Raw genomic sequence first — 16,883 nt, 5'->3', positions numbered from 1 at the left:
GTAGCCAGATGGACCAAATATATTCTGGAAGGTTCCACATTCAGCTGTTTAAATTAGGACAATACCTTATTTTTTTGTCTCCTGCTTCTCAAACACTTAACGAATCAACTTCATCATCCCATTTCCGGTATTGCTCAACCCTTAAACAAAAGCCACGTGACAAATGACACTTCCCCGATGAATATGGTCAGGCCAAGCACAATCCGGAAGTTTGTCAGGTTTTGTCATTGTGTTCAAAAGTTATAATTACATTTCCCTTCTTGTGTCCTTTCTCAACATACCTGTGAGCCTCGGCGATCTGTTCCGGCGGATAGCGCCTGTCAATAACCTGTTTTATCTTTCCGGCCTCGGTTAGATCTTTGAGGAAGAGCAGATCTTTCACCTTTTCGCTTGCCGGTCTCAGACCCGTGGCCGCAAACATTGCCTTTTTGCTGCTAAACTTTGAGGTCCATATCGCCTGCAGCATTATTCCCGGCGAAGGGAAAGTGGTAAGATAGACCCCGCCTGGCTTTAGTGCATTTTTACATCGTGAAAATGAGCTCCTAGCCACGACGTCAAAAATGATATCGTAGGTCTGGCTGCTTCTGGTGAAATCCTCTCTGGTGTAATCTATCACCTTATCAGCACCAAGCGATCTGACCAGCTCCAGATTCGCTGTACTGCATACGCCGGTCACTTCCGCCCCATAGTACCTGGCAAGCTGCACCGCAAGAGTGCCTATGGATCCGGAAGCACCATTGATGAGGACTTTCTGCCTGCTCTTAATATTTGCCTTGTCTCGAAGGAAAGGCAGTGCAGTCAGTCCGGCATAGCAGACTGCAACGGCTTCCCCATAGTCCACATTGGCCGGTTTTATTGCCAGCGCCGCTTCCTCGGGCAGGCATTTGTACTCTGCATGAGCACCAAAAGCAGTACCGCCTGATCCGAAAACCTTGTCTCCCTTCTTGAATCCCCTGACGTTTTTGCCTGCAGCCTCAATTTCCCCAGCTATCTCGTCCCCCGGTGTGAACTTCGGCTTAAGGAGGCCGGTGAATAATCTTGAAATAAAGGGGTCACCCTTTCGAAAAGCGACATCTGCCGGAGTTATGGTTGCCGCGTGAACCCTTATCAGCACTTCATTGTCTTTGGGAGCAGGCTTTTCTATCTCTTTGAGCTGAAGAACTTCCGGTGGTCCGTATTTTGTGCATACAACCGCTTTCATGAGTGTTCCTCCACAGTTATGACGACATTTCCTTTCTTGGGTTCCGTTGCAAAAAAATATGAGATCAATATTATGAAATAAATAGGAATTTAAGAGTATATAATATGCCAGTAAATGCCTTTAAATGGAAACACTTTGTAGGAGAAATCATTTTGCAAACAGTAAGATGGTACTTAAAATATCCATTGAGCTATAGAAATTTAAAGGAAATGATGGCAAAAAGAGGAATCAAAGTTGCACTGGTGCACCCCGCTGCAAGCATGGGGTATGTTCATGGCACTGCTCTCATTATACCCGTAATTTTCTTATGGTTCTAAGGAAGCAAGAACTGGATGGAACCAAGCACGTACATATAGTGACAATCCACGCTAAGCCTCGTAGCCAATCGTAAACACTTTTCTAGGACACTTATATCTCCCAAACTATTGGAAGCCAATAAAACGGGTTCAGGATATATTGAATTCGGCACAGTACCAAACATATCCTGAAAGCAACATTTTCTGTTATTCTTTTTCTGAAACATTTTATGCTATGGAACAAACCTTTATTATCAAGGCTCTAGATATTGGTTTACACATAAAACATATAGGTGATAACATAGTTGCATTAGGAATTGCTCATGGGAATAATTTTTTGAAGTTCAGAATATTAGAAGCTCTGATGTGGACAGATGAACCACTGACTACACGCGACCTTGAAGAAATACTAGGCGTTCAGCGTGCTACAATTTCCGCTGCAATGTCGAGGTACCAGAAGATTCACAAAAGAAGTGGTAAGATAATTACGTTACCTTATATTCAACGATTGGAGGCTAAAGGACCTGACGGAGCCTACCGCTACAAGATAACAAAGAAGGGAATAGAGGCATATGTAGCATACCTGCAAAGAATCAGGCGGGGAGTTAGTCTAAATCGGGTGAGTGATGAAATTCAACATATGGAGACCTACTGTAGATATCCACCTCGTAGTAAGCTAAAAACGAGAAGTGATTATAATTTACTCCCTGAACAGCTACTGCCGTATTATTCAATGACGCAAATGGGTAAAGCGTTTGATGAAGAGCATGGGCTCGATAAGGAAACACATATATCACGCATGGAAAACCGTATAAGGCAACTGAGTAGTGAATCTAAGTCGGCTTAACAACAATATTTTATGGTATATACCTGTACGCTATTTCTAATGCATAATAACATTTTATGGTATAAACCTGTTATTTCGCAAAGACAACTCCGAAATAACACACCTATTTTTGAAACATTTTATGGTATATATTATGTACTTGCTCAAACTTTTCCTTTTTCTTATTAAATTATATTGCCGAGCCCGGTTTTTGATTAGTTTTGTAGGTGTGTACCTGTATATTTGGCTTGATTTTTGCTGCTATATGAGTGTATATAAATAGCTATAAAAGAAGGTAACACCACACCCCAATACCATCTTCAACATATCCCGGGACAATCTCTTCGATAAGTGCCAGGACAGGCACCACGTCACACGCTCATTAAATTATCTTATATGTCCATGTGCTTGATTTTGTACCTCAAATGCGTAAGTCTTTATGAATTTATTTTTTCGTTTAATTATTGATAATATATTAATATTTTAATCAAATATTTCTTTTCTAATCTATACTTCTTTATATATTATATTGTTTGAACTCTTATGCATGTATCTGGGGGTTTTAAAGTTCTATTTGTTATTTCATAGGCAAATTGCAGTATTGCATCATCGCTCCCACTTTGTTTCAGGCTGATCAATTTAACTAAAATTGTCTGAAATTGTGATTTAAGTTCTATTAACTAAATTCTTATGCGGAGTCAAAAATATGAGTAGATATAAAGGAATGAGGGCAATATCCCTATTTGTTGGGGTGTTGCTTTGTATGGCATTAACAGGGAATACGTTTGCGGCATGGAATATGCCAGATATCACCAATTGGAACGCAACTACAGAGAATTCAACGGTGCAAAATACAACTTCTGAGAATATAACTATATGGAATTCAACAAATAGTTCTGTTTCTCCTTCAGATATTATGAATATTTCTAAGTTTGCCGATTCCATGAAATTTTTAATACCAAGAAATAGAACATAAGTGATGGAATTTATAAAATAAGAGATGATTTATAATATTATATGATGAGCTAGTGATTAAATCTGGCAAAATATTAGGACTTACGCACTTGAGAAACTAAATCAAGCGTAAGGGACATTGAAATTAAAGTCATGCCCCAGATAGTTTTAGGTTAAAACTTATTGATTTTTTTAATTCAACCGCGTAAGCCCCAATATAGTCAACTGAGACTAATGATCCATTCCAGCTAGTTTAATATGACGCAGAAGACTTTTTTGTTTAAACTGGTATATAAGAGGCCAGGTTAAGCCAAAGAATAGCTATTTTTACACATATCCCGAGGGACAATCTCTTCGACAAGTGCCACGACTGGCACCACGTCACCTGGTTCCTAAACGATCTAATATATTGAAGCTAGCTTACTTAAAAACGTCTTGAAATATTTCATGACCAACTTTATAAACTAAATTTTATTGTAATAGTGATTTTGCCTACCACCCCCAAACCCCATACTCCTTAAATTAGTTTAGTTACAAATGTTTAGTAATTCTAATCATTTCCCTTCCGAAAGCGTAAAGATCAGCAGGGCTCCTTGATGATACAAAGTTCCCATCAATGACAACTTCACTATCTTCGTATTGTGCTCCTGCGGCTATAATGTCGTCCCTTATTCCTATCCAGCAGGTAGCTTTCCTGCCTTTTATTACGCCTGCCGAAATAAGGACCTGTGGACCATGGCAGATTGCAGCAACGGGTTTGTTTTCTTTAAAGAAGTGTTTTGTAATCTCAAGTGCGTCTTTGTCAAGCCTCATTTTTTCGGGCCCTTTTCCTCCGGATATTACAAGGATATCATAATCTGCAGGATTCACATCCTTAAAGGCAACATCAGCATCTATCTGGTACCCATGTTTTCCTGTTATCGGTCCCTTTTTCATAGAGGCTACGTGTGTGGTTATTCCTTCCTCTTTCAAACGGTGGTAAGGATAGAAAAGTTCCGTATCTTCAAAACCATCGGCTCCGAATACAAGTGCTTTCATAATGAAATTCCCCCGAGTTTTAGTGTTTGGTTTTAATCCTGAACTTAAATGCAGACAACAGATTATTCCGGAGGCAAATATATCTTGTCTGATTCTGAAAATAAAGCAGGTGAAACCTTCTAGGAGGTGAAATTCACCAGGAGGTGAAATTCTCTTCATGTCCGGCATTAAACTTTTGAAAGAGCCTGTTCGAGGTCTGCAATTATGTCCTCAGGATCCTCAATTCCGATAGACAGTCTCACAAGTCCGTCAGTAATGCCCACCTTCCCTCTTACTTCTTTTGGAACGCAGGCGTGTGTCATAGAAGCAGGGTGCTGGATGAGGGTATCGGTTGCCCCAAGGCTAACTGCAAGAGAACAGAGCTTGACGCTATTCATTAGCCTGCTTCCGGCTTCAACCCCGCCCTTTATTCCGAAAGAGAGCATGCCGCCATACCCGCTCATCTGTTTTTTTGCGACCTCGTGCTGTGGGTGGCCTGGGAGTCCTGGATATCGTACCCATTCTACTCCGGGATGGGATTCAAGGAAGCTAGCAACCTTCATGGCATTTTCGGCATGCCTTTCCATCCTGATGTGCAGGGTCTTAAGCCCCCTTATGCAGAGCCAGGCTTCGTGCAAACCCATGACTCCGCCTGTATATCCGACAACTTTTGCCAGACTCTTCATAAAGTCCCTGTTTCCTACAACAACTCCGCCAAGCAGGTCTGCATGCCCGCCTATATATTTTGTACAGCTGCTAAGGGAGACATCCACCCCGAGGAGAAGCGGCTTCTGAAAATAAGGCGTGGCAAAGGTATTGTCTGCGACGCAGATGGCTCCCTGTGCCTTAGCAAGCCCGGCAATCTCCCTTATATCACACACATTCAGTGTAGGGTTGGCAGGTGTTTCCAGAAAGATCATTTTAGTCTCTGGCTTGATGGCCCTTTTTACATTTTCTATATCGGTTGTATCTACGAAACTGACATTTATCCCTAGCCTGGGAAGAACCTCCGAAAACAGGCTGTATGTACAGCCATATACCACATCCGTTGAGATCAGATGATCTCTCTGTTTCAGGGCAGAAAACACAACTGCAGTTATTGCAGCCATACCTGAAGCAAAGGTCTGCCCTATATCTCCTCCCTCAAGCGCAGCAAATTTTTCTGCCAGGACCGCGTGTGTGGGTGTGTTCGGAGGGATACGTGTGTATATATACCCGTCTTCCTCTCCTGCAAACCTGGAAGCCCCCTGCTCAACGCTCTCAAAAATGAAAGTCGAAGTCTGAAATATAGGAGTTGTGTGCGCTCCGAATACCGGATCCGGTTTTTCTCCTGCATGCACGCATTTAGTTGCGAACTTAAGTTCTCTTTCCATATCCCAAAAACCCCTGTTAAAATTGATGTCCGAAATAGATATCTGTCTTTCCGGTAATTATTTGTTTGGCGGGACGTGCAGGAAAAAGATTTAAGGTCTTTCCGAACTTAATAAAGAAAACTTGCTTTATGCAAAGATGTAAGAAATTTTAAAAAGAAATTTTAAAAATATAACAGGCTATATACGTGAAACTATATGTGAAGTAAAAAGTCGCAATATTACCACGAAGTTACGGATGTTGCGCCAGAAGCAACCTAAAACGTTAAAGGAAGGCCTTCCGTGATAAAATCCATACTTGACAATGACCTTTATAAATTCACCATGCAAATGGCTGTACTGGAATTATTTCCTAAATCAGAAGCAGAATATCGTTTTACTAACCGGGGATCCCAGCGCTTTTCCGAAGAGTTTGTAGAAGAGCTCAGGCGGGTCATAGACGAAGAAATATCCGGACTAATGCTGACAGAAGACGAATATAACTGGCTTGGTGAACACTGTCCTTTTCTGAAACCCATGTACCTGGAATACCTCAAAAATTTCCGCTTCAAGCCAGAAGAGGTACAGGTTTGTCTTGCCGGGGAAAAAGAACTGGATATGCGGATAAAAGGACCATGGCACAGCACGATTCTTTGGGAGATTGTCCTTATGGCTGCGGTTTCCGAGCTCTATTTTACAAATATAGAAAAGGAGTGGAACGGAAACACGAAAAGTCCTGCCACATCCGAGTCCATACTTTCAGCCTATGGAGAAAAAATCCTGGAAATCGGAAAGGCTCTTGAGGAAAATTACTGCCTTTTTGCTGAATTCGGGACCCGCCGACGGAGAAGTTTTGAACTCCAGGACCATGTAATGAAAAGCCTCGTGCAGATAAAAACCCTGACAGGGACAAGCAATGTTTATTTTGCAAAAAAGTACGGCTTAAAACCTATAGGCACGGTAGGGCACGAATGGATTATGGGCACTTCTGCTCTTGTAGGGCTCAGGTACGCTAACCGCTTCGCTTTTGAAAACTGGGTAGAGGTATATAACGGAGACCTTGGAATTGCTCTTACGGATACATTTGGCTCTGAGGCTTTCTTTAAGGATATGGATCTTAAGCTGTCAAAAATCTACGATGGTGTCAGGCACGACAGCGGAGACCCTTTCATCTTTGTGGATAGGGTTATAGAGCATTACAGGGAAATGGGCATTGACCCCATGAAAAAGGTAATCGTTTTTAGCGATGCCCTCGATGCAGAAGCCGCAATCCGGCTCAAAAAATACTGTGAAGGTAAAATTAACTGCAGCTTCGGGATAGGCACAAGCCTTACTAACAATTCCGAATTTTTCCGAGAAAGTCCCCCTCTGAATATGGTAATAAAACTTCACAGCATTAACGGCATCCCGGTGGTGAAATTGAGTGATTCTCCCGAAAAAGAGACCGGAGAAAAGGATGCTCTTAGAGTAGCAAATTATATCGTCGGAAGAAAAGGACTGGACGAATGAGTTAAAGGAGAAGGAAAAAAGGAAAAAAAGGGAGAAAAAACTATTACGTAAGAGAAAAAAAATATCAAAAATTAACTCAGGGCAAAAAATAAAAAATAAAAAATAAAGAGTACAGGCTTGAATGTGTAAAAGCCAAAATACCCTGCTTCAATAATTAAATTTTATTAAATGTCCTGATTTGATAACCGAATATCCTACTTTAAGAAGAAATATTCCGCTTCTCAGGACACATTCAACAAATACCTGTAGGCGTCAAATCCCTGCTGGTCTTTGTCTGCAGAGGATAAAGGATCTCTCCTGTAAGTTTCCGTGCGGTCGTCTTTCAGCCCGGTCCGTACGAAAAATACAATCTCCTCTGTTTCATTATTCGGTATTACTGTCACGTTGAGAGTTTCTTCCTGCCCTGCATTCCATTCATATTCCACAAGTTCAACAAGTGGGTATTGCGCAGTTATTTCCCCATCTTTTCCCTGAACAGGACTACCTTCTGAAGAAATATTAATGATACTGCCTGTCCATTCTATTCCTTGGATCTTCTCCTTACCAGGGAAGGAAATCGAGATATTCCCCTCACTCGCATTTCCTCCCTCATTCATTACCGTTAAGGAAATTGTGACATTTCCTTCCTGAGAAACTCCTTCTAGAGGATCGATTTTGAAACTGGTAATTTTTGGAGAAGGTGGAATATAAGGTTCAAATAAGAGTTTGATGACAACAATGTCGGAACTATTAACTGTAGCTGTATCCGAACCATTTGTCTGATCAACGCTCGAATCGTTTATTGCACTCACATTCGAGCCATTCATTACATCAATACCTGAGCCGTTTATCAAATCAACATCTGAGTCGTTTATCAAATCAACATCCGAACCGGTAATGTTCGAATCATTTATTGCATCAGTATTTGTTATATCAATAGTAGAATTATTTCCCCGGTTGTATCCTGCGAAAACGATTTTTGACCCATCTGGGCTCCATTTGGGGACAGAATCAGGGCTTCCAGTGTTGTTTGTAAGTCTAGCTCTATAATTTCCTTCAATATCCCTGATCCAGATATCAGGGCTCCCCCCTTCATCTGAGACATATACTATCCACTTTCCGTCAGGACTGAAAGAAGGGTTCCATTCGTTGTATGATGTATTCGTTAACTGGACCTGGTTTGTACCGTAAAAGTCTACCACCCACAGATCATATGTCTCTTTTAACTCTTTCGCACTGTATATAATTCTCAGCCCAAGAGGACACCAGTCCTTTCCAATCCCCACATTTTCAGAAGTCCCGAGCCTTGTGTTATTGCTTCCGTCCCGGTTGACTATCCACAACTGAGATGGCATACCTGCAGATTCCTGCGTGTAGGTAATCAATTTTCCAAGGCGGCACCATGCACCCCAGCCTTCGGAGACCTGCGGATCATTGGCAACAGGGGTTACCGTTCCGTTTTCCAGGCTTGCCAGATAAAGATCAAGCTGAGAATCAATTGATTTCATAAGAACCAGATCTCTTCCATCTAGGCTTAAATCGCTGAAGCCAGTAAGATTTCCTTCCCCAATACCGATTCGTTCTATCTCGCTCCCATTTGCTTTCATTCTATATGATTCGAAATTATCAGACTCATTATCCGATTCATTTCTTTTAACAGTGTACAGAATATAATCGCTATCCGGGGTCCAGACCGGATAGAGTTCCGATTCGGGACTCTCAGTTAAAAAAGTGATTTCTTCTACAAGATCCTCTGCAGAAATAATTTCGCCATAATTTGCAGTCTTTCCTGCGGCAACACAGATTAAGCCGGAATCGGAGTCAAAGTAATTTCTAGAAGCATTTTCTGTTACGTTTGATCCCGGTACATCTGTAAAGTTACCATACTCGGACAGTTCATTGGGCACTGCCTCTACGGGCAGAAGAAAAGTTACAATGAACATTAACAAAAATAAATCTTTGAGTATTTTTCCCATTAGTCCTCACCGTTAACTTAAATAAATTAAGTTTATCATTATAAATGATTAATTATATATTGTATCGAAACCTTAGTCCATATTATACCTCTTTAACTGAATTCAGGAAATAGATAACCATAAATTGAAAACTCTGAAAATCATGGGCTAATTAGTCGGCACTATTTCGTAATACCAGAGATAAATTTCCTGACTTCCTTCTCATGCTCCAGAAGCGTTGCTAACTATTTATGATCCGGAAAAAATTGTCTAAACTTATAGCAGTCAAATAAAAGAATCAGATTTTAGGTATATGTTAAAAATAATTTTTCCGTCCTGAAAGGTACTTGTCTAATCTGGTAGTCACTGTTTAACCCGCACCACATTATTGAAAAACCGTTCTCTGCATTGAAAGTAGTAAGAAAAATCCATATGGTGAACGACACGGTAAAGATCAGAACTTATTCTTTGTTTAATAAGATCAACCTGCCAGATAAACATTATAGGAGAAACATTGCCAGAAACATGCCCAGATCGAAAAGAATACTCTCTTAACCCAGGAAACCGCTTTTTAATTGATAGGTTAATACAAACATTCTCTATTTATACTATTACAGTAAGTTTAGGTTATTACGACAAAGTTTTGTCTTTGTTTTATCTCATCTTTTTTGAGAAAGGTCTCTATCCTGCGTCGAACGTGGCAAGAATTACTTGATATAGCGAATAACGCTGCATGGATCAGAGATATTTGTAATTTAGCCCTATTGGGCGGAAATAACTCCGATAACCCAGAATTTAGTCCTCTTGAGCGGAGCGAAAAGGACGCGTACTCCCGAGGCGCAATTCGGGCGAGGCGCAATTCGGGCGAGACAGATGAAATTTTTTTTGAAAGGATAAATCCAGAACTCGTGCGCGAGAAAGAAGGTTAAATATAGAATTTGCCCGAAAGCAGAATAAGGCAGGCAATTCCGGGCAGAGAAAAAAGATTCTCTAAAGGTTTTTTCGGTTAAAAGACGGTTCATCTTTTGGAATTTTATCTCCTGGATATTTCCTGTCCCATGTACTCTATTTATTTTTCTACTTCTCTGTTTTATTCTACCTTCACAGTAGTGTTGTTACGCGTTGTATCCCTCAGCCAGGTTAGTATTTACGTATACTACACCTTCATTTGTATGCCTGTATCCATAATCATCCGTAACTTTTGGCAGCTTGTCCGCTTCAGCCTGAGAGGTTACTACAGTGCCTGCAGAGACGTATCTCCCGTCAGGGATCGTTACACCTATTGCTGCTGATTTCGGCTCAAGTACGCAGTTATTTCCTACCTTAGCCTTGAAAACGAGGGCCTGCATGCCAATGAATGTTTCGTTTCCAACATAAGCCGGGCCGTGGATCTGAGACTGGTGGGCAAGAGAAACCCTTTCTCCAATATAAACCGCATATTTTTCGCCGTCAACCTCAACCAGATTTTTCTCTACAGGCTCGCCTTCCTCGTCAATGGTCTCAAGGGCATGGAGTACAACACCATCCTGGACATTAGTCTCGTCTCCTACAAAGATCGGCATACCTTCATCGCTCCTGACCGAAGCCATAGGAGAAACCATTACACTTGCACCTATTCTCACATTCCCTATTACCGATGCCTGAGGGTGAATGTAAGCAGTGGGATCAATATCCGGTTCGGTTGGTTCGGGATTCCAGGGAGTTACAGGGTTTGCCCGGATATTCGATACCTCTCTCTCAGCCCCTGAATCTACATTTTCGTCTTCTTCTGCTCCTTCGCCCTGCGAGACACACCCGCTTCCCGCAAGGGTGAGTGCCAGGGATAGAAGAAGGACCATAAAGATCCTGTCAAATTTCATAGAAATCCTCCATAACAGTGTGAAGATTATAAATTATATAGACATTTCTATTTTTATTTAAAAAAAGATAAAAAAATAAAAGTAAATATATTTTGATATGGAAACTCGAAATGCAAACTTTCCCCATATAGTTAATCTGTATGCCTGATTTACCAAAAACACCAAAAATCCAAAAAGCCATATATTTTAAAGATGTAGAGAATGTCATGCAGGTTGTGCTTCAGGTTCCCATGGAGTCAATATATGCTGACATGCCTGTATTTGCAGGGCTTGCAGTCTGGAATTTATTTGTCCTTTTTGTTCTCTCAAAAAAGGTATATGAATTTGCTCTAAGAAAAGGAAGGTCGATCAATTCTTCAATGTACTTCTCCAGAAAAGCAATTCATTTTTTAGCAGGCGGGTTGACAGCAATGCTTCTTCCTTTTGTTGCTCACGAACCAATACTGCCGGCATTGATGGCCTTCGGGCTTGCTTTTGCTACGTATATCCCGCATAAGCTCAATAGGCGAATGTACTGGTTCCAGGACCCGGAAAACATTTATGATGTGGATTTCACATTGAGCTGGGGACTGATAGTATTTTTTACATGGTATATTGACAGAACTTTCTGGCTTGGAGTGGTTCCGGTGCTTTTTATGGCGTATGGGGATGGGATTACTGGAATAATAAGGAACCTGAAATACAATAAAAGGACAAAAGCCTGGGAAGGGACTGCAGGTATGCTTGTGCTGTGTATAGTTATCGGCGCAAAAATGGGAATTGCAGGAATTCTTGCAGGAATAGTATGCTCATTTGTAGAAAGAATAGAAAATGTGGACGACAATATCACAGTGCCTGCTGTTAGCTTATCTATCCTGCTCGGAGCTTACTATTATTTTCCTTCGTTTACCAGTGCACTTTATTGATTTTTCCATTATTCTTTACTGATAGAATATTCCAGAATTGTCTTTTTGTTCTTGAAAACCTTAATTAAAAGCCTGAGCTGAGAGCCTGAACTGAAAGTCTGCATTTTTTTAAATTATCCGACTGACAATCTAAAAGTTCATATATCTTCGAATGTAATATATAAAAAAATAGAGCATGTTAGGGGATAAATTATATAAAAATTAGGGGGAGTTGCAAATTTTAATGATTCCGGCCAGATGTTATGGATTAGGCCAGATGTTATGAATACACGACTTCAACTCGATGAGACACGACTCCATATAGTATTACTGCATAAAAATCGTTTTTTTAAGGCTTACACTGTAAAATTTTGAAGACTCCCTGAAACTGCTTAAGAATATCCGGATTAGTTTTCATATTTATTGGGGATGGAAAGAGATGGATGAGAACACAAAGAGTTTGATAAAGAAAGTAGAACGTTCTGTTTTCGCTGGGAACAGGGCAGCTGCTGCAGAAGAGCTTGGAAAACTCGGGGATCCTGATACCGTTCCTATTCTGCTTAAAGCACTTGAAGACTCCAGCTCGAAGGTAAAAGCTGCTGCTTCGGAAGCCCTGGGGGAAATTAATGACCCGGATGCTGTGCCAGGTTTGATAAAAATGCTTGACGAACCTGAAAGTTCTGTCAAAAAAACTGCAATAATTGCTCTCGGAAAAATAGGCACACCAGAGGCAGTTTCCGGAATTGTTAAGGGGTTCAGCGATTCGGACAAGTTCGTACAGAAAGAATCAGTAAAAGCGCTGATGAAAATCGGGTCTCCAGAGGCTGTTTCAGGGCTTACTAAAGTTTTTGGTTGTTCGGATAGTCCCCTGAAAAAGATTTCAATAACTGCCCTTGGAAAAATAAATACTTATGAAGCAGCCTGCGGGATTATAAAAGCACTTGAAGACCCGGATAACACGATAAGACAGCAAGCTGTAGAAACTCTTGGAAAAAGAGCAAAAACCGATATCCTTGCAGATCTTATGAAAGTGCTCACGGATTCAAGACAACCAGTACAGGAAGCGGCATCAGAAGCCCTCCGCAAAATAATCGGTGCTTCAGAATCGGTGCCAGTTCTTGTAAAAGCACTGAATGCTTCTGACAGAAATGTAAGAAAGGCTTCAATAGAAGCCCTCTGGAAAGTAGGCACACCTGAAGCCGTTTCTTTTCTTTTGAAGGAAATTGATGATACAGATTGGTATTTGAGAAGTCGGGCTGCGGATGCACTTGCGGATATCGCTTCCCCTGAAGCTGCCCTTGGCCTTATTAAAGCCCTTGATACACATGATAGTCCTGTAAGGAAAACGATAGTAATCTCACTTGGGAAGATAGGGACAACTGAAGCCGTTGAAGGTCTGGTTAAAGCTCTTGATGACGCTGACAGTTCGATCCGGGAGGCTGCAGCTCTGGGGCTTGGAAGGACAGGAAAAACAGAAGCTATTCCAGGGCTTTTGAAGGCTCTTCACGATACGAAAAGTACTGTACAGGAGGCTGCTGCTGCATCACTTGGAGAGATAAAGGCAAAAGAAGCCGTTCCTGAACTGCTGAAAGTCCTTGAAGACCCTGACGCTTTGATACATAAAGCTGTAATTTCCGCACTCGAAAATATAGGTACTCCCGAAGCGGTTTCAGGTCTTGCAAGAGCACTTGAGAATCCTGACGCTTCCGTAAGAAAAGCCGCATCAAAAGCTCTCGAAAAAATTAATAAATCCGGCACTGCACTGGAAAAGGTGAAAAACCTCGGGTCGTCAAGCTTCGAGATTTCGGAATAAGGTGCCCATTACTCTATACGAGTTACTCTGCCCTGAGGTTACTCCGAACCTGAGATTGAGGGTTAGTTTACCCCCATCAATCAGAGTATATATCTCGCTATCAAGCCAGCTATTTATGCTATTATCTGCGTCATAGTAGACAGTGTAGCCTTTGTCTTTAACATTAGCCAGAGTGAAATCCTCATTAATCAGATTTGTCAGATAGGAAGTCCCGGTCATGTCTCAGGTACTATTTAAATCCATTTCAAGGGCTATTAGCCGGCTGCGTGCTGTTCGCATAGTTGCAAGAACAATCATTTTGCAGTTCAAAATCGACAGCAGAAAAAACTGCAAAAAAGAACTGCAAAAAAGAACTGTAAAAAGGAAAGGACAGACCCTTCCATTTTTGCTCCTGAAGCTTTAAAATAATCTCAACTTCATGCCGTTTTCCGGATCAACTGAAAAGAGACTTAAGGCTGTTAATAAGCTTTCCAAAGAAACCGGCATCAGTGGATGCCTCTGTATTACTATCTTCTGCAATGTCTGCTTCTTCCTGCTCACCGGGAGCTTTGCCAGGCATTCCCTGTTTTTCCATACTTGCATTGTCACCCATTACATTAGCCCCCTGTGGCATCTCGGGACTCCCTTCGGACATGTTACCATAGCCCCGTGGAGGAGCCTTACTTCCGTTCTGAGCTTGTCCGGCAAAACCCATTCCAAACCCGGAAACGCTCTTCAATTCATCAGGAGCCTCTTCAAGCAGGGTATCGAGTTCTTCTCTTATTGTCTGGAGATCGGATTCCGTTTCGGCTTCGGAAACTTCTTCCTTAATCGAGGTAAGCCCGTTTATCATTTCTTCAGCCGATTGAAGGATATCAGTATCAAGACCTTCTATGGAATTCTCAAGAGCTACTATCATTCTATCGACTGATTCGATCATCCGGCTCTGCATAGTATCAAAATCTTCCTCCGGAAATGAAGGTTGTGCAGTTTCCTCCTCAGCAAGTGCACAACTGGGGACAATGCTGAAGATAATCAATAAGACAGAAAAAATGGAAATTTTCTTAAGGTTAAAGATTTTAATCAAATCAAAAAGCTTCATGTATACAGCCTCTAATGAATCTATTCGGATAATATCTGGGAATAAGTAATCTGAACAAGCTAATTGGAAATATGTAGTCGGAATAAGCTAAAAACAAAAAATCCATCCCTGTATCCTGAAGGCAACTGATGCCAGAAAAGGAAAAGGAGTAGAGTATGCTCCTCTATCTCCCCATCCACCCTCTTTATATCGGGTTCTGGCATCATATATGGTGTAGTTTTGAGGGGCTTCCTTCAGGGAGCCTTTTCGATTTTTTCTGGATTGATTTCTGGTATGGATTTTAGTGGACTGATCTCCTGATATAATTTTTCAGTGTAGGTTTCTTTTTCAGTGTGGGTTTCTTATACTGGGTCTCAAACAAGAGAATTTAAATGACTATTTCAGAAGATTAGACCTCGGTGCTGTTTTCCTCGGTACTGTTCACCTGCATGCTGTCAGGACGTCCGGGCATATTTCTTCGACCGCCTTGCTGCATTGGGCCTTTTGCATCCTTCATTTCAGTGGACATAATTTCTTTGAGCTCATCAAGGGATTCAGCATCTTCGAGATCTGCAATCAGGGCAGTGAGTTTGGTAATCCTTTCCTCGAATTGTTCATCTGTTGCGTTTTCACCCTCCGTAATCCTGGCGTTAAGGAATTCGATATCCTTTTCAAGAGATGTAACGGCCTGTGTTTGCAGGTAAGAGAATATGATTTCCTTCAGTTCTGCTGCGGTTGAAGCCTCACTCACTTCAGTATATAAATTTTGAAGCTCAGCGATTTTCTCATCGAGTTCTTCAGCCCTGTCTTCTTCACCTGCTTCTGTAAGTTTGATCTGTGTTTTTTCGAGGCTTTCGGTCATATTTTGAAGGGAATTAAGCATTTCAGTCTGGACATCAGTAAATTTCTCCTCGGTTACATCCCCGGCTTCAAAGAGGCGCAGCCTACATATTTCACCACGGAATCCATTCTTTTCACCAGAGGCCGCACCTTCAGCATTTGCCTGCCTTTCTGCGAGCAAAACCGCTTGAAGTTCCTCTGCAGTCGAAGCCTCGCTTACGTTGCTGTACACGCTCTGGAGCTCAGCAATTTTTTCAGTAATTGAATCAAGCATCTCAGTCTGGATTTCAGTGAAATTTTCTTCGGTTATATTTTCAGCAGGACCGAAACCCATATCACGCATTCCATCGGGCCCTGCCCCCCCATGCCTCATACCTCCTGGCATCATCTTTCCAGATTCTTTTTCATTTGCTTGATATACACTGGTCCCATTTTCTAAAGCAAAAGCGCCAGAAGGGATGATGCTTAAGAACATCAGCACTACCGCAAAACTGGCAACTGATCTTACTACTTGTTTTTTCATAGTATATCTCCGTAAATTATTCATTTAGTTTACTTTATTCTGTTTAATTCAAGCAACTTTTCGCCGCTTGACATTCCTGAAATAAGCTGGCTTAAATATAAGCTTACTTTCAGAAATAAGAAAGAAATCGGAATTCTATTTAGCAAATAAGCTTTCTTTAAGCTTAGTTTATTAAATTAAGCTTAAATTTTGAGCTTAACACTTATTAAACCACTAAAAAACGATATCATGTAACTGAAGAAATGTATGTAATAGATTAGCTATTTGAATAGTCAGAGACGACCTGCCTGATAAGGGTTCAGTGATTTTAAGGTGCAGCAGAAAGGCAATCTTCATACTGATTCAGGTATGAAATTTGCCCGGGATATAGAGCAGAACTTCAAGGCACGGAACTGCAGCACCTTAAGAACCGCATTGCTCCTTATCCATAAATCTGCACCTGCCTCAGCTCTGTGTAATCGAAAATAATCGAAAAAACAGAAGGAGATACCTGTTAATGATACCAGGTTTCATTTTCCAGATAGAAATTAAGAGGGGAGTTATAAAAATTAAGATTAAAAGAAGAGAGACCAGAAGGAAATTAGAGAAATAATGAACTTTTAATCTGCAAAAAGACAGAGTCCATCCGATTAGCAGAATCAATTTAGATTTTTTTGTTCTTTATCTATTTGTACAATATTGTTTATCTGAGGTTATTTTGGGGTTCATCATTAAATGACAGAGATAAAGATGTATTAGATGTACTGGAGATATCTATCAAATCTAAAGATGACATATAAATAGATAATAAGATTGCTTAAAAGATTTCAGGAAATCCT

At 41.0% G+C, this 16,883-nt stretch carries 14 protein-coding genes and 1 pseudogene; 7 read left to right on the top strand and 8 right to left on the bottom strand.

Going from position 1 to position 16,883, the window contains the following annotated elements; genetic code table 11:
- Positions 1-214: 214 nt before the first annotated feature.
- Entirely contained in the window at positions 215-1,201 is a 987-nt protein-coding gene (locus ACZ5A8_RS11120; RefSeq protein WP_229392404.1) for an NAD(P)-dependent alcohol dehydrogenase, read from the bottom strand.
- A 104-nt stretch (positions 1,202-1,305) separates the two neighbouring features.
- Here ACZ5A8_RS11120 and ACZ5A8_RS11115 point away from each other — a divergent pair.
- From ACZ5A8_RS11115 to ACZ5A8_RS11105, 3 genes and pseudogenes are all read left to right on the top strand, one after another.
- A pseudogene (locus ACZ5A8_RS11115) lies at positions 1,306-1,440 on the top strand (IS6 family transposase); the annotation flags it as partial.
- 292 nt (positions 1,441-1,732) lie between these two features.
- Positions 1,733-2,344: a hypothetical protein gene (locus ACZ5A8_RS11110; protein ID WP_464533950.1), complete on the top strand. Its 612-nt coding sequence runs from the start codon at positions 1,733-1,735 to the stop codon at positions 2,342-2,344.
- A 685-nt stretch (positions 2,345-3,029) separates the two neighbouring features.
- Positions 3,030-3,299 carry a hypothetical protein gene (locus tag ACZ5A8_RS11105; RefSeq protein ID WP_464533949.1) on the top strand — a complete coding sequence of 90 codons (270 nt, stop codon included), beginning with the start codon at positions 3,030-3,032 and terminating at the stop codon, positions 3,297-3,299.
- A 509-nt stretch (positions 3,300-3,808) separates the two neighbouring features.
- On the opposite strand, the gene ACZ5A8_RS11100 is transcribed toward ACZ5A8_RS11105, so the two are convergent.
- Together ACZ5A8_RS11100 and ACZ5A8_RS11095 are read right to left on the bottom strand one after the other, a co-directional pair.
- Complete coding sequence (locus ACZ5A8_RS11100; protein WP_464533948.1) at positions 3,809-4,315, bottom strand: type 1 glutamine amidotransferase domain-containing protein; 507 nt, start codon at positions 4,313-4,315, stop codon at positions 3,809-3,811.
- Between the two features lie 167 nt (positions 4,316-4,482).
- Positions 4,483-5,667 (bottom strand): trans-sulfuration enzyme family protein, encoded by a 1,185-nt coding sequence (locus ACZ5A8_RS11095; RefSeq protein ID WP_464533946.1) that lies wholly within the window; start codon positions 5,665-5,667, stop codon positions 4,483-4,485.
- Positions 5,668-5,946: 279 nt separating this feature from the next.
- Here ACZ5A8_RS11095 and pncB point away from each other — a divergent pair, with 279 nt between their 5' ends.
- Positions 5,947-7,152 (top strand): nicotinate phosphoribosyltransferase, encoded by a 1,206-nt coding sequence (gene pncB / locus ACZ5A8_RS11090; protein WP_464533944.1) that lies wholly within the window; start codon positions 5,947-5,949, stop codon positions 7,150-7,152.
- A 221-nt stretch (positions 7,153-7,373) separates the two neighbouring features.
- Here pncB and ACZ5A8_RS11085 read toward each other — a convergent pair whose 3' ends face one another.
- Positions 7,374-9,107: a TolB family protein gene (locus tag ACZ5A8_RS11085; protein WP_464533943.1), complete on the bottom strand. Its 1,734-nt coding sequence runs from the start codon at positions 9,105-9,107 to the stop codon at positions 7,374-7,376.
- Positions 9,108-10,201: 1,094 nt separating this feature from the next.
- The gene (locus ACZ5A8_RS11080) at positions 10,202-10,945 is read right to left on the bottom strand and encodes a carbonic anhydrase (RefSeq protein ID WP_464533942.1); all 744 of its coding nucleotides are present in this window, start codon (positions 10,943-10,945) and stop codon (positions 10,202-10,204) included.
- 140 nt (positions 10,946-11,085) lie between these two features.
- Between ACZ5A8_RS11080 and ACZ5A8_RS11075 the strand changes: the two genes are divergently transcribed.
- Together ACZ5A8_RS11075 and ACZ5A8_RS11070 are read left to right on the top strand one after the other, a co-directional pair.
- Positions 11,086-11,850 (top strand): dolichol kinase, encoded by a 765-nt coding sequence (locus ACZ5A8_RS11075; RefSeq protein ID WP_464533940.1) that lies wholly within the window; start codon positions 11,086-11,088, stop codon positions 11,848-11,850.
- A gap of 418 nt (positions 11,851-12,268) precedes the next feature.
- On the top strand, positions 12,269-13,642 hold the full coding sequence (locus ACZ5A8_RS11070) for a HEAT repeat domain-containing protein (RefSeq protein WP_464533939.1): 1,374 nt from the start codon (positions 12,269-12,271) through the stop codon (positions 13,640-13,642).
- Here the strand turns inward: ACZ5A8_RS11070 and ACZ5A8_RS11065 are convergent.
- Positions 13,619-13,861 (bottom strand): hypothetical protein, encoded by a 243-nt coding sequence (locus ACZ5A8_RS11065; RefSeq protein ID WP_464533937.1) that lies wholly within the window; start codon positions 13,859-13,861, stop codon positions 13,619-13,621. The genes ACZ5A8_RS11070 and ACZ5A8_RS11065 overlap by 24 nt on opposite strands.
- Between ACZ5A8_RS11065 and ACZ5A8_RS11060 the strand changes: the two genes are divergently transcribed.
- Positions 13,860-14,045: a hypothetical protein gene (locus tag ACZ5A8_RS11060; protein WP_464533936.1), complete on the top strand. Its 186-nt coding sequence runs from the start codon at positions 13,860-13,862 to the stop codon at positions 14,043-14,045. The genes ACZ5A8_RS11065 and ACZ5A8_RS11060 overlap by 2 nt on opposite strands.
- Before the next feature lie 30 nt (positions 14,046-14,075).
- On the opposite strand, the gene ACZ5A8_RS11055 is transcribed toward ACZ5A8_RS11060, so the two are convergent.
- Both ACZ5A8_RS11055 and ACZ5A8_RS11050 read right to left on the bottom strand, forming a co-directional pair.
- Positions 14,076-14,723: a hypothetical protein gene (locus ACZ5A8_RS11055; RefSeq protein WP_464533935.1), complete on the bottom strand. Its 648-nt coding sequence runs from the start codon at positions 14,721-14,723 to the stop codon at positions 14,076-14,078.
- 388 nt (positions 14,724-15,111) lie between these two features.
- Positions 15,112-16,065, bottom strand: coding sequence for a hypothetical protein (locus tag ACZ5A8_RS11050; protein WP_464533933.1), 954 nt, complete (start codon positions 16,063-16,065; stop codon positions 15,112-15,114).
- Positions 16,066-16,883 lie beyond the last annotated feature (818 nt).

It is taken from the genome of Methanosarcina subterranea, assembly GCF_055385895.1.
This window is presented reverse-complemented; position numbering and strand designations above follow the sequence as displayed.